The organism is Kitasatospora gansuensis (assembly GCF_014203705.1).
GTDB classification, from domain to species: domain Bacteria; phylum Actinomycetota; class Actinomycetes; order Streptomycetales; family Streptomycetaceae; genus Kitasatospora; species Kitasatospora gansuensis.
The window spans coordinates 6,154,624-6,167,916 of record NZ_JACHJR010000001.1; the positions used below are offsets into that span (position 1 = coordinate 6,154,624).

The window sequence follows — 13,293 nt, forward strand, 5'->3', positions numbered from 1 at the left end:
CGCCGTGACGAATCGTCACCGTGGGGGCGCCCTCGTTTTTGCACGTGCGTCAGCATCTACGGTCAGGGGCTCGGGGCTCTGCTGATGTGCGGCTCCGCCGCGTGGGCGACGCCGACCTCGAAAGAGGTGATCCGTCCGTGGCTGGTCAGGCACCTTTGCAGTGATACCCGCCAGCCACGAACCGTCGCCCCGGTGGCGGAGCCGCCCGTCAGCAGAGCCCCGAGCCCCTGAGCGTTACGCCTTGCGCAGCTGGAAGCTCAGGCCGAGGCCCTCGTCCGTGAAGGTCTCCGAGGTCCACTCCGCCGCGCCCGCGAGGAAGTCGGTGGCGAGCACCTCGTCGGCGACCAGCTGGCCGTGTTCGGCGATCGCCTCGGCGGTCTCCTCGGTGGCGGCCCGCCAGCGCAGCACGATGCGGTCGGCGACGTCGAGGCCGGAGTTCTTCCGGGCCTCCTGGATCTGCCGGATGGCGTCCCGGGCGATGCCGAGCCGCTTGAGCTCCGGGGTGATGTGGAGGTCCAGCGCGACCGTGGCGCCGGACTCGTTGGCCACCGCCCAGCCCTCGCGCGGGGTCTCGGTGATGATCACCTCGTCCGGACCGAGCTCGACGGTCTCGCCGTTCAGCTCGACCGAGGCGGTGCCGGAGGAACGCAGCGAGGCGGCCAGCGCAGCGGCGTCCGCGGCGGCCACTACCTTGGCGACGTCCTGCACGCCCTTGCCGAAGCGCTTGCCCAGCGCCCGGAAGTTGGCCTTGGCCGAGGTGTCGACCAGCGAACCGCCGACCTCCGCGAGCGACTCCAGCACCGAGACGTTCAGCTCCTCGGCGATCTGCGCCCGCAGGTCACCGGGCAGCTCGTCCCAGCCCTGGGCCGCGATCAGCGCCCGGGACAGCGGCTGACGGGTCTTCACACCCGACTCGGCGCGGGTGGCCCGGCCGAGCTCGACCAGGCGTCGCACCAGTGCCATGTTCCGGGACAGCTCGGTGTCGATCAGCGCCTCGTCGGCGACCGGCCAGGACGACAGGTGCACCGAGGCCGGGGCGTCCGCGACCACCGGGACCACCAGGTCCTGCCAGACCCGCTCGCTGATGAACGGGGTCAGCGGGGCCATCAGCCGGGTCACGGTCTCCAGCGCCTCGTGCAGGGTGGCCAGCGCGGCCGCGTCACCCTGCCAGAACCGCCGACGCCCGCGCCGGACGTACCAGTTGGAGAGGTCGTCGACGAAGCCGGAGAGCAGCTTGCCGGCCCGGTGGGTGTCGTACGACTCCAGCGCCGCGTCCACGTCGCGGACCAGGGTGTTGAGCTCGGAGAGCACCCACTTGTCCAGCTGCGGCCGGTCGGCCGGCGCCGGGTCCGAGGCGGACGGGGCCCAGTCGGCGGTGCGGGCGTACAGGGCCTGGAAGGCCACGGTGTTCCAGTACGTCAGCAGCGTCTTGCGGACCACCTCCTGGATCGCCCCGTGCCCGACCCGGCGGGCCGACCACGGCGAGCCGCCGGCCGCCATGAACCAGCGCACCGCGTCGGCGCCGTGCTGGTCCATCAGCGGGATCGGGTCGAGGGTGTTGCCCAGGTGCTTGGACATCTTCCGGCCGTCCTCGGCCAGGATGTGGCCGAGGCAGACCACGTTCTCGTAGCTGTTCTTGTCGAACACCAGGGTGCCGACCGCCATCAGCGTGTAGAACCAGCCGCGGGTCTGGTCGATCGCCTCGGAGATGAACTGGGCCGGGTACCGGCGCTCGAACAGCTCCTTGTTCTGGTACGGGTAGCCGTACTGGGCGAACGGCATCGAGCCTGAGTCGTACCAGGCGTCGATCACCTCGGGCACCCGGGTCGCCGTCGCCGAGCAGGTCGGGCAGGCGAAGGTGACCTCGTCGATGAACGGGCGGTGCGGGTCCAGCGCGCTCTGGTCGGTGCCGGTCAGCTCGGAGAGCTGGGCCAGCGAGCCGACGCAGGTGAGGTGGTTGTCCTCGCAGCGCCAGATCGGCAGCGGGGTGCCCCAGTACCGGTTGCGGGAGAGCGCCCAGTCGATGTTGTTGTTCAGCCAGTCACCGAAGCGGCCGTGCTTGACGTTCTCGGGGAACCAGTTGGTGGCCTCGTTCTCCCGGATCAGCGCGTCCTTGACGGCGGTGGTGCGGATGTACCAGGACGGCTGCGCGTAGTAGAGCAGCGCGGTGTGGCAGCGCCAGCAGTGCGGGTAGCTGTGCTCGTACGGCAGGTGCCGGAACAGCAGGCCGCGGGCCTGCAGGTCGGCCACCAGGGCCTCGTCGGCCTTCTTGAAGAAGACGCCGCCGACCAGCGGGACGTCGGCCGCGAAGGTACCGTCCGCCTCGACCGGGTTGACCACCGGCAGGCCGTACTTGCGGCAGGTGGCGAGGTCGTCCGCGCCGAAGGCGGGGGACTGGTGGACGATGCCGGTGCCGTCCTCGGTGGTGACGTAGTCGGCGTTCAGGACGTAGTGCGCGTCCTCGATCTCGACCAGGTCGAACGGGCGCCGGTAGGCCCAGCGCTCCATCTCGGCGCCGGTGAAGGACTCGCCGGTGGCCTCCCAGCCCTCGCCCAGCGCCTTGGCCAGCAGCGGCTCGGCGACCACGAGCCGCTCGGTGCCGTCGGTGGCCACCACGTAGGTGACGTCCGGGTGCACGGCGGCGGCGGTGTTGGAGACCAGGGTCCACGGGGTGGTGGTCCACACCAGCAGCGCGGCGGTGCCGGCCAGCGGGCCCGAGGTGAGCGGGAAGCGGACGAAGACCGAGGGGTCGACCACGGTCTCGTAGCCCTGGGCCAGCTCGTGGTCGGAGAGGCCGGTGCCGCAGCGCGGGCACCAGGGGGCGACCCGGTGGTCCTGGACCAGCAGGCCCTTGTCGAAGATCTGCTGGAGCGACCACCAGACCGACTCGATGTAGGACGGGTCCATGGTGCGGTAGGCCTCGTCGAGGTCGACCCAGTAGCCCATGCGCGTGGTGAGCTCGGTGAAGGCGTCGGTGTGCCGGGTCACCGAGTCACGGCACTTGTCGTTGAACTCGGCGATGCCGTACTTCTCGATGTCCTGCTTGCCGGAGAAGCCGAGCTCCTTCTCGACGGCGAGCTCGACCGGCAGGCCGTGACAGTCCCAGCCGGCCTTGCGGGCGACGTGGTAGCCCTTCATGGTCCGGTAGCGCGGGAAGACGTCCTTGAAGACCCGGGCCTCGATGTGGTGCGCGCCCGGCATGCCGTTGGCGGTCGGCGGGCCCTCGTAGAACACCCACTCGGGGCGGCCCTCGGACTGCTCCAGGCTGCGCTGGAAGATCTTGTTGTCCTGCCAGAAGGACAGGATCTGGTGCTCCAGGACCGGCAGGTCCACCTGAGCGGGTACGGGGTTGTACGTGGTCATCGCGGGGTCTACCTCCGACGGATGCGTGGACAGCCTTCCGACGGAGGGACGAGACGGCAGGCCGTCCCGCGGTACCACCCTCCTTGGCCGCGATGGGGACTGCGGCCCTCTTGTTTGGGCTTGCTACCGGGTCTAATGGGCCGTCAGGCCGTTCTTCCGGCGGCTCCGGGGTGATCTTCCCGCCGCGCACACCCCCGGGCTCACACCATCCCCGGGTCGCTCCTGGCTGCGTACGTCGGTACTCGTCCCATCAGCGCCTTGCAGGCTCAGTGTATCGGGCCCGGCAACTCGTTATGCGCGCCCACGCGCGTGGTTAGCGGATGACGATCTGGGCACAACACGGACAGCACTCGGGCGGGCGGCTGCCCGGGTGGGAACCCAGGGCCTCATCGGTATGTCCCGTTGTGGGTGGATTCGATGGGGATTATCGTTCCGGCACCGGAGGCCGCCGGGAACCGGCGGTCCGTTTCGTTCGTAGATGAGGTCGAAGCCATGGCTGAGAAGGCAAGTGGTGCTACCGCCACTACCGTCACCAAGCGGACGCGCAAGGCCGTGGCAGGCGACTCAGGGGAGGGGACCGTGAGCACTACACGGCGGAAGACCAGCACCAGCACCGGACGGGTGGCCGCGACCAGCCGCAAGCACGCTCCGGCGGGGAGCGGGGCACGCGGGGCCGAGTCGGTGGACCCGGCGGAGCTGCCGGTCCGCCCCGGTGAGGACGCGTGGACCACGGCCGAGGTGGCCGAGCTGCACCAGGAACTGAACGAGGACGCCGACCGGCTGCGCACCGAGATCGCCGCCGCCGAGCTGGCGCTGAACGGTCTGATGCGGGACTCCAACGACGGCGCGGGCGACGACCAGGTCGACGCCGGCACCAAGAACATCAGCCGGGAGAGCGAGCTCGCGCTCGCCAACAACGCCCGGGACAGCCTGGCCCAGACCGAGCGGGCGCTGACCCGGCTCGAGGGCGTGGGCTTCGGGGTCTGCGAGTCCTGCGGGCAGGCGGTCGGCAAGGCGAGGCTGCAGGCCTTCCCGCGGGCGACGCTGTGCGTCACCTGCAAGGCCAAGCAGGAGCGCAGGTAACGAGTCGGCCACAGGGGTCGGGCGGTACCGTACGCTCGACCCCAGTACTCGTTCACTCTCGGCAGCGGAGCGGATCATCAGCACTCCAGGCTCTCCCCAGACCCAGGACGACTCCGTCCAGCCCGCATCCGTCGAGCTCGCGGAGGACGTGGTGAGCATCCCCGAGGAGTCGTCGGACGGCGTGGCCGAGCCGGCCGGATCGGCCGAGCCGGTCCGTACGCCGGAGGAGCTGGCCGCGCGGGAGGTGCTCCGCCGCCGCCGGGTCGTGCTGCTGCTCGGGGTGGCCCTGCTCGCCTACCTGATCGACCTGGGCAGCAAGCTGCTGGTGGTGGCCCGGCTGGAGGGGCACCAGCCGATCGACGTGATCGGCGACATCGTCACCTTCCAGGTGATCAGGAACGGCGGCGCCGCCTTCGGGATGGGCCAGGCGATGACGGTGGTCTTCACCGCGATCGCCACCTCGGTGATCGTGGTGATCTGGCGGATCGCCCGCAAGCTCTACAGCCTGCCGTGGGCGATCGCGCTCGGCCTGCTGCTCGGCGGCGCGCTGGGGAACCTGACCGACCGGCTGTTCCGCTCGCCCGAGGTGTTCCGCGGGCACGTGGTCGACTTCATCTCGGTCCAGCACTTCGCGGTCTTCAACCTGGCCGACTCGGCCATCGTCTGCGGCGGCATCCTGGTCGTCCTGCTCTCCTTCCGGGGCAGCAACCCGGACGGCACCGTGCACCAGGTGACCAAGGAAGACAAGAGCGCGTAGCGGCGGGATCGCGCCCGGCGTGGAGGCCGTACGGCCCGGCGCGGAGGCCGTGCGGTCCGCTGGTGGCGCCGGGTCCGGCATACTCGTACGGGTGAGTACCGCAGCGCAGACCCGCAGCCTCCCCGTTCCCGACGGCCTGGAGGGTGAGCGCCTCGACGCCGCCCTGGCCCGGATGTTCGGCTTCTCCCGGACCAAGGCCGCCGAGCTGGCCGCCGACGGGAAGGTCACCATCGACGGCGTGACCGCCGGCAAGTCGGACCGGGTGATGGCCGGTGCCTGGCTGGAGGTCGAGATCCCGGCCCCCGCCGCCCCGGTCCGGGTGATCGCCGAGCACGTCGAGGGCATGCGGATCGTCCACGACGACGCGGACATCGTGCTGGTCGACAAGCCGGTCGGCGTCGCCGCTCACCCCAGCCCCGGCTGGACCGGCCCGACCGTGATCGGCGGCCTGGCCGCGGCCGGCTACCGGATCTCCACCTCCGGCGCGGCCGAGCGCCAGGGCGTCGTGCACCGCCTGGACGTCGGCACCTCGGGCCTGATGGTGGTCGCCAAGTCCGAGCGCGCGTACACCGACCTCAAGCGCCAGTTCCACGACCGGATCGTGGAGAAGAAGTACAACACCCTGGTGCAGGGCCACCCGGACCCGATGAGCGGCACCGTGGACGCGCCGATCGGCCGCCACCCCAGCTCGGACTGGAAGTGGGCCGTCACCAAGGACGGCAAGCACTCGATCACCCACTACGACCTGATCGAGGCCTACCGGGCCGCCTCGCTGCTCGACATCAAGCTGGAGACCGGCCGCACCCACCAGATCCGGGTGCACATGTCGGCGCTGCGGCACCCCTGCGTCGGCGACATCACCTACGGCGCCGACCCGACGCTGGCCAAGCGGCTCGGCCTGACCCGGCAGTGGCTGCACGCGGTCTCGCTCGGCTTCGAGCACCCCGGCGACGGCGAGTGGGTGCAGTTCGACAGCGAGTACCCCGAGGACCTGCGCCGGGCGCTCGACATCATCTCCGCGGAGAGCTGATGGCGGCCGAGCTGCGGGTCGCCGCCGGGGAGGTCGACCTGGCGCTGGTCCGGCTGATCCGGCACGAGGTCTTCGTGGTCGAGCAGGGCGTCCCGGCGGAGCTGGAGTACGACGAGTACGACGCCACCTCGGTGCACGTGCTGGCCCTCGCCGACGGGATGGCGCTGGGCACCGGCCGGCTGATCCACGGCGCGGAGGCGCTCGGGAAGACCGGTGTCGAGGGCCGGGTGCTGCTCGGCCGGCTCGCGGTCCGCAAGGCCGCCCGGGGCACCGGGCTCGGCGCCGAGCTGGTCCGGGCACTGGAGCAGGCCGGGCGGGAGCGCGGCGGCACCGAGCTGGAGCTGCACGCGCAGGTGCAGGCCCTGGGCTTCTACGAGCGGCTCGGCTACGCCGCCGAGGGCCCGGTCTACGACGACGCCGGGATTCCGCACCGGACGATGACGCGGAAGCTCTGACGCACCGAGAGCTGTGAAACACCGGGATCCGGGTGGCCTGCGGGCTGCCCGGATCCCTTTTTCTGCCCTTCCTGCTCCCTGTCCGGTGTACGCGCGGGCAGTGTTTCCGCAGAACCCCCGGGGACGACCGTCGTGGCTTGAGAGTCGCAGGTTTGAAGTGCTTCGATGACGGCTCACACGCGCGATATGGCTGGGGGTCAGGTGCGCCGGTTGAGTTCGTCGGGCACCGTTCCGGCACTTCAGGACGGTCGGGTGGAGCTGCGCCGCCCGATTGAGGAGGACGCGGACACGCTGCTGGCCGGCTCGCGCGATCCGCTGGTCCGGGAGTTCATGCAGGGCGTGTTCGCGCACCGGGACCGGGCGTCGGCGGTGCGCTGGATCACCGAGGTCGCCCCCGGACTCTGGGACGCCGACCGGGCCGCGCACTTCGCCGTACTGGACGGCCCGGGGCCCGCCGTCGGCTGGGCCGAACTCACCGACCTGCGGGCGGACGAAGGCGCGGCCGAGGTCGCGGTCTGGCTACTGCCGGCCGCCCGCAGTCTGCGGGTGGCCGCCTCGGCGCTCCGGCTGGTCTGCCGATTCGGCTTCGAGCAGCTGGAGTTGCAGCGGATCGACGCCTACGCGGCGGCGGACAACATGCCCGTCCAGGTGGTCGGGGCCTTCATCGGCTTCCGCCGGGCGGGCTTCCGCCCACAGCTCTTCCGCAGCTCCAGCACCCACACGCTGCACGACGCCGTGTACGCCACCGTGGTGCCCGGCGAGCTCTGCTGACCTCCGGGGCCCCGGCTCGCGGGCTCCGCTGCTGATCCTTCTGACCCGTACGTTCTTGGGGGCATTGTGTCGGGCACCATTCGCTTCACCGCTGGATCGCGTCAACTGGCCGTCGGCCGGATGGAGTTGACGATCGACGAGGACGGCTCGCTGCAGGTCGAGCGGCAGCTGCCCGAGGGTGACACGGTGCGGTACGGCCGGCTGGACCAGGCGGTCCCGCAGCGGCTGCTGACCGCGCTGCGGGCCACCCCCGGAGCGTCGGCGGCAGACCCGGTCGCGGACCAGGCGGCCCGGCGGCTGACGGTCGGTGACACCGCCTGGGCGGACGCCACCGAGCACCCGGTGCCCCCGGTGGCCCGGCTGCTGGAGGCGCTCGCCGTCCAGCTGCTCCAGCCGCTGGAGTACGGCCAACTCCCGCTGGCCGTGGTCGAGTCGGCGGCTGCCGAGGCGGCCGTCGAGACGGTGCTGCCGGCCGCCGCGATCGGCACGGTGGACGGCAAGCCCGCCTACGCGCTGGCCGAGGGCGGTCAGGGCTTCGACCTCGGCCGGCTGCCCGACGGCGGCTCGCTGGGCGGCTCCGACGGCGAGGCGGGTCTGCTGCCGAGCGCCGTCGCGCTCGGCGTGGTGGACGACCGGGAGCTGTTCGCGGTCGGTGCGGCCGACGGCGCGGTGCAGGTCTGGGACGCCGCCAACGGTGCGCTGGTGCACGGCACTTCGGGCGGCGAGGGCGCGCAGGTGGTGGCCGCCGGGCTGGTGCAGGGCGTCCCGCTGGTGTTCTCCGGCGGCCGCCGCGGTGAGGTCCGGGCCTGGCGGGCCGAGGACGGCAAGGGGCTCGGCCTGCTGGACATCGGTGGCGAGGGTGCCCGGGCGCTGCTGCACGCCGAGTGCGCCGGGATCGGCCTGGTGGTGGCGGCCGCTCCGGACGGCACCGTCCGGGTCTGGGACGCCGGCATTGGTGCCCAACTCCACCTGCTGGTCGGCCACTCCGAGCCGGTCACCGCGCTCGCGGTGCTCCCGCTCGGCGAGCAGGCACTGCTCGCCACCGGCGGGCAGGACCGGGACATCCGGCTCTGGGACCTGGCCACCGGCCGCGAGGTCGCCCTCCTCACCGGCCACTCGGCCACCGTCACCGGTCTGACCTTCACCGAGCTGGACGGCCGCCCCGTGCTGGCCTCCTGCGCGCTCGACAACACGCTGCGCACCTGGGACGTGCACGCGGCCACCGCGCTCGGCGGCCGCCCGGCCGGCGGCAGCTGGCTGACCGCGCTGGTGACCGTCACGGTCGGCGGCCAGGAGCTGCTGGCCAGCGGTGACGAGCACGGCCGGATCCGCCTCTGGGAGACCAAGGGCGGTAAGCCGGTGGGCAGTTACGAGCCCGAGCGGGCGGACGGCACCGGCCCGGTGCCGGTCAACGCGCTCGCGGTCGGCGACCTGTACGGGCGCCCGGTGCTGGTGGCCGGCTACGGCGACGGCAAGGTCCGGCTCTGGGACGCGGCGGCCCGGACCGAGCTGTACGTCCTGGCGTCCGACGGCGGCCCGGTCGGCTCGGTGGCGGTGCTCCCGGTCGAGGGCGAACCGGTGCTGGTCTGCGGCACGGTGGCCGGCGCGGTGCGCTGCCACCGGCTGAGCGACGGCGTCGCGCTCTCGGTGCCGACGCCGCACACCGGACCGGTCACCGCGCTGGCCTTCGGCGAGCCGGTGCCCGGTACGGCGGCCGTGCTGGTCTCGGGCGGGGCGGACGGCACCGTACGGATCCGGAGCGCCCAGGACGGCGCCCCGCTCCGGCAGTTGACGGCGCATCAGGACGGCGTGACCGCGCTGGCGCTCGGCGAGGTGAGCGGGCGTCGGGTGCTGGCCACGGCGGGCCGGGACCGTACCGTCCGGCTCTGGGACGTCGACGGCGGCCAGGCCGGGCCGGTGCTGACGGGCCTTCGGGAGTCGGCCGAGAAGCTGACCGTCGGCGCCCTGGACGGCCGGGCCGTGGTGCTGGCCGGCTGCTCGGACGGCTCCGTGCTGGGCTGGGACGTGCTGGGCGGGCACACCATCGCCGACCTGCCCGGTGGCACCGCCGGGGTCCGCTCGCTGGTCTGCCAGGACCTGGACGGCGAGGTGCTGGTGGCGGCCGGTGACGCCGGTTCGACGCTGCGGCTCTGGCACCTGGCCAGCGGCCAGCTGCTCAACGAGGCGCCGCTGGACCGTACGCCGCTGGCGATCGCCTTCGGTGCGGCCGGTCTGTACGTGGTCGGTCCTGGTGGCGCGCTGACGCTCTGACGCTTTGAGCGTCGCCGTTCGTCTCTGTTCGTTCTTTCTGAAATCGCTTGGGGGTTGGGATACATGGCAGCGAATTCGTTCAGCATCGACGTGGAAGAGGTCGAGGCGGCCGCCACGATGATCCAGCGGATGCACGACGACCTGGAAGAGGCTTACATCAAGCTCTCCACGTACGTGAAGACGGTGAGCCCGGACATCTACGGCACCGATCTGGTGGGGAAGTCGCTGGGTGGGGCCACCGCGTCGGTGATCGGGCTGGGCAAGCAGCAGGAGAACACCCTCGCGGGGTTCAAGGCCTTCCTCGAGAACACGGCCAAGATCGCGGGCAACCTGAAGATGATGACCGGCGGTCACCGGGAGACCGACTCCGAGCACGCGGACAAGCTGAAGAAGATCGCGACGGACATCCCGCTGCCGCCCGCGCCTTCGGCCGGCACCGGGCCCGGCTACGTCTCGCCGACCAAGGGTCCTGACCTCAAGTACAACCACGCGGGCGACCGTCCCGAGCCCAAGCCCGCGCCCACCTACGGGCGCCCACAGGTGATGTGACGTCCCGTCAGTTCCAGCGCCACCTTCCCAGCAACAGCGTCGACCAGGAATCGAGTGACCAACGGTGAAGAAAGAGCTGCCTCCTGAGCTCGCGGACGTGCTCAAGACCTTGCAGGGCAACGAGCAGGGCAAGGACGTCCAATTCCCCGACGGCAACGAGGGACGGATCAACGATCTGGCGGCGGCCTGGAAAACGTTCAACGACGTCGCCGACATCGGGATCCGGACCATCTGGGCGCACGCCCAGCGGGCCTGTGAGCACATGTCCGGTGAGGCGTCGGACAGTTACGAGCGCTACCTGGAGAAGTACGGGGTCGGCGAGGGCTCGCACGCCGGGACGATCCTGACGGCCGGGAAGATGGTGGAGGCGCACCTGCGGGGGGCGGCCGCGGCGATCACCGACACCAAGACCACGATGATCAACCAGCTCGAGTACGCGAAGAAGTACATCGAGCAGAACCCGGCCGGCAAGAAGGACGACATCGCCAAGTCCGAGGGCATCAAGTCCGCGGTCGAGGCGTACCACACGTACGTGAAGGACGTCACCGGCAGCGTCGACACGATGCTGAAGGCCGGTGCCGACCACGGCGCGGCGACGGACGCGGCGACCGAGATCGCCAACCTCGCGGGCTCGAAGACGCCGCCGCCGGGTGGGCCCACGCCGCCGGGAACGAAGATCGACTCGGCGCCGCCGCCCGGCGCGGGCGGTGGCGGGTCCGGTGGGGGCTCAGGCGGTGGCTCCGGTGGTGGCGGTGCGGGCTCCGGCGGTGGCGGTGGCGGCGGGGGTGGTGGCGGCCCGAAGCCGTACACGCCGCCCAAGGTGCAGCCGTACAAGCCGCCGGCGACCAAGAACCCGTACCTCGGGGGCAACGGTCTCGGCCCGGATGGCAAGCCGCTGTTCAAGCCCGCGGTCCAGCCGCCCGGCCTGAACCTGGCCGGCCACGCGGGCTACAAGGGCGTCGGCGACGGTTCGACCCTCACGCCGTACTCGGGCTCCGGTGGCGGCGGTGCGGGTGGCGGTGTCGGTGGTGGCGCGGGCGGCGGCAGCGCCTTCGGCGGCGGCGTCCCGGGCGCCGGGGCGTACGGCCGCGGTGGCGGGCTGGCCGGCGCCGGTGGCGCGGGCGCCCGGGGTGCCGGTGGTGCGGCCGGTGGTGGCCGCGGTGGCATGGCGGGCGGCGCGGCCGGGGCCGCGTCGGGCCGTGGCACAGCCGGTGCGCCCGGTGCCGGTGCGATGGGCGGCGGCGCGGGTGGCGGCAAGGGTGGCGGTGCCGGTGGCGGCAACCGCTTCCTGCGGCCGACCCGGCTCGGCTCCGAGGAGGAGAAGAAGCGTCGGCGCGACCGGGGCATCGTCGGCGGCGAGCAGGTCGACCACGAGACGGGTGACCCGCACTTCGAGCGGATGCGGCGTCAGTGGCTGGACGAGGCCCGTGGGGGCTCGACCAGCGAGGCCGCCGACGCGGCCGCGGCCGCGGCAGCGGCCCAGCCCGCGGTGGGCGGGAGCGGCGACCTGATGGCGCAGTTGGCCGGTGCCCTGCTGGGCACCGAGCCGACTGTGGAGGCGGGCGAGGCTGTGACCACCGCCGACTCCTCGACCGAGTCGACCGGTACGGCGGTGGACCGGGAGGGGACCGCGGTCGCACCGGCGGTGCCCGCGCAGGACGAGGAGTACCTCGACCGGGCGCGCTCGGTGGCCGAACGGCGGGGACGTCCCGACGAGGAGGGCGCCGTCACCGAGGCCCCACCGGCCGTGGTGGAGCCGACGCCGATCCGGCAGGAGGGCGGGTACGACGTGCCCAGCCCGTTCCTGCGTGCAGCGCTGACCCGGATCGCCGCCGCCGGTGGCGCCGAGGGCGGCGGTACGCCCAGGCCGTGACCACGGCCGGGCTCCCCTGAGACCGGGCGGCGGAGGTCCCCCCAGCCCTCCGCCGCCCTTCCTTTTCCCCAGCACTCCCACCTTGCAGACTCGATGAGGGACCGTCATGGACGAACAGCCGAAGTTCCGACCGGCCGAACAGGTGGAGACACCTCTACGACGAGCCGTCATGGAGCCGCAGGCTGCGCCGCTCTGGGGTGGTGGCGATGACGTGATCCCGGTGGAGCACGCGTCGTTCGAGCGGGTGATGCCCAAGCAGGGTGGGGCTGAGCCGTTCTTCAGTCCGGTGGAGCAGGTGTCGGAGCGGGTGATGCCCAAGCAGGGTGGGGCTGAGCCGTTCTTCAGTCCGGTGGAGCAGGTGTCGGAGCGGGTGATGCCCAAGCAGGGTGGGGCTGAGCCGTTCTTCACTCCGGCCGAGCAGTCCTCCGAACGCCTGATGCCCAGGCAGATGCACACCATGGCGGGGGAGGACCCGTTCGGGACGGTCTCGAAGGCACAGCCGACTGTGGCCGGCGTACCTGCCGGGACCGTCGCTGCGATGCAGGCGGGTGTTCCTGCGGGTGAGGGGGTGACTGCCGCGCTGAAGACGAGCGGGGACGCTCCGGTCGGGACCATTCCGGCGATGCCGATGAGGGCTCCCGCGGGGGAGGGGGTTACTGCCGCGCTGAAGACCGGCGCGGACCCGGGGATGGTCTCCAAGCAGGCCCTGTCGGCCAGTTCGACGAGCGGCGCTGCGGGCGCCGGGTTCGTCGCGATCCCCGAGCAGTACCGAGCGGCTGCCGGGCCGGTGCTCGGCGTGGCCGACCAGCTCAAGGAGCTGTACACGGGCCTGAGCGGCTACATGCACGGCATGCACGGCAACTCGCCCTGGGGCAACGACAGTAGCGGCAAGGGATTCGCCAACGGCGAGGACGGCGAACCGGGTTACCTGGACAACGCGCTCGACATCCTGGAGGCCCTGAAGTCGCTGCCCGAGGTCGTCGAGCGGATCGGCAAGAACCTCAAGGGCATGGGCGACGGCTACGACAACGCCGAACAGGTCAGCCACTCCGGCATCCGTCAGTACGACCCGGCGCTTCCTCCGCCCGAGCTCAGGACCGTGACCGCCCCCAGCACCATTCGCCCCGGAAGGCACTGATCC

At 72.1% G+C, this 13,293-nt stretch carries 10 protein-coding genes; 9 read left to right on the forward strand and 1 reads right to left on the reverse strand.

Going from position 1 to position 13,293, the window contains the following annotated elements; translation table 11 throughout:
- Positions 1–234 precede the first annotated feature (234 nt).
- Positions 235–3,363 (reverse strand): isoleucine--tRNA ligase, encoded by a 3,129-nt coding sequence (gene ileS, locus F4556_RS27845; RefSeq protein WP_184920766.1) that lies wholly within the window; start codon positions 3,361–3,363, stop codon positions 235–237.
- 579 nt (positions 3,364–3,942) lie between these two features.
- On the opposite strand from ileS, the gene F4556_RS27850 reads away from it, so the two are divergent.
- From F4556_RS27850 to F4556_RS27890, 9 genes are all read left to right on the forward strand, one after another.
- Positions 3,943–4,446 (forward strand): TraR/DksA family transcriptional regulator, encoded by a 504-nt coding sequence (locus F4556_RS27850; protein WP_313068718.1) that lies wholly within the window; start codon positions 3,943–3,945, stop codon positions 4,444–4,446.
- A gap of 151 nt (positions 4,447–4,597) precedes the next feature.
- On the forward strand, positions 4,598–5,203 hold the full coding sequence (gene lspA, locus F4556_RS27855; RefSeq protein ID WP_313068719.1) for a signal peptidase II: 606 nt from the start codon (positions 4,598–4,600) through the stop codon (positions 5,201–5,203).
- 91 nt (positions 5,204–5,294) lie between these two features.
- On the forward strand, positions 5,295–6,233 hold the full coding sequence (locus F4556_RS27860) for an RluA family pseudouridine synthase (RefSeq protein WP_184920770.1): 939 nt from the start codon (positions 5,295–5,297) through the stop codon (positions 6,231–6,233).
- Positions 6,233–6,688, forward strand: a complete 456-nt coding sequence (locus F4556_RS27865; protein WP_184920778.1) for a GNAT family N-acetyltransferase — start codon at positions 6,233–6,235, stop codon at positions 6,686–6,688. The genes F4556_RS27860 and F4556_RS27865 overlap by 1 nt, the downstream gene beginning before the upstream one ends.
- Positions 6,689–6,940: 252 nt before the next feature.
- The gene (locus F4556_RS27870) at positions 6,941–7,459 is read left to right on the forward strand and encodes a GNAT family N-acetyltransferase (protein WP_184920780.1); all 519 of its coding nucleotides are present in this window, start codon (positions 6,941–6,943) and stop codon (positions 7,457–7,459) included.
- Between the two features lie 66 nt (positions 7,460–7,525).
- Entirely contained in the window at positions 7,526–9,730 is a 2,205-nt protein-coding gene (locus F4556_RS39210) for a WD40 repeat domain-containing protein (protein WP_184920782.1), read from the forward strand.
- A gap of 63 nt (positions 9,731–9,793) precedes the next feature.
- Positions 9,794–10,279, forward strand: a complete 486-nt coding sequence (locus F4556_RS27880; RefSeq protein WP_184920785.1) for a hypothetical protein — start codon at positions 9,794–9,796, stop codon at positions 10,277–10,279.
- Between the two features lie 64 nt (positions 10,280–10,343).
- A complete protein-coding gene (locus F4556_RS27885; protein ID WP_184920786.1) occupies positions 10,344–12,152 on the forward strand; it encodes a WXG100-like domain-containing protein in 1,809 nt (602 codons plus the stop codon).
- 106 nt (positions 12,153–12,258) lie between these two features.
- The gene (locus tag F4556_RS27890; RefSeq protein WP_184920788.1) at positions 12,259–13,290 is read left to right on the forward strand and encodes a hypothetical protein; all 1,032 of its coding nucleotides are present in this window, start codon (positions 12,259–12,261) and stop codon (positions 13,288–13,290) included.
- The last annotated feature ends 3 nt before the right edge of the window (positions 13,291–13,293 follow it).

Coding starts and splice junctions, on each gene's coding strand:
- ileS (WP_184920766.1), bottom strand. CDS start 3,363: ATGACCACGTACAACCCCGTACCCGCTCAGGTGGACCTGCCGGTCCTG.
- F4556_RS27865 (WP_184920778.1), top strand. CDS start 6,233: ATGGCGGCCGAGCTGCGGGTCGCCGCCGGGGAGGTCGACCTGGCGCTG.
- F4556_RS27880 (WP_184920785.1), top strand. CDS start 9,794: ATGGCAGCGAATTCGTTCAGCATCGACGTGGAAGAGGTCGAGGCGGCC.
- F4556_RS27890 (WP_184920788.1), top strand. CDS start 12,259: ATGGACGAACAGCCGAAGTTCCGACCGGCCGAACAGGTGGAGACACCT.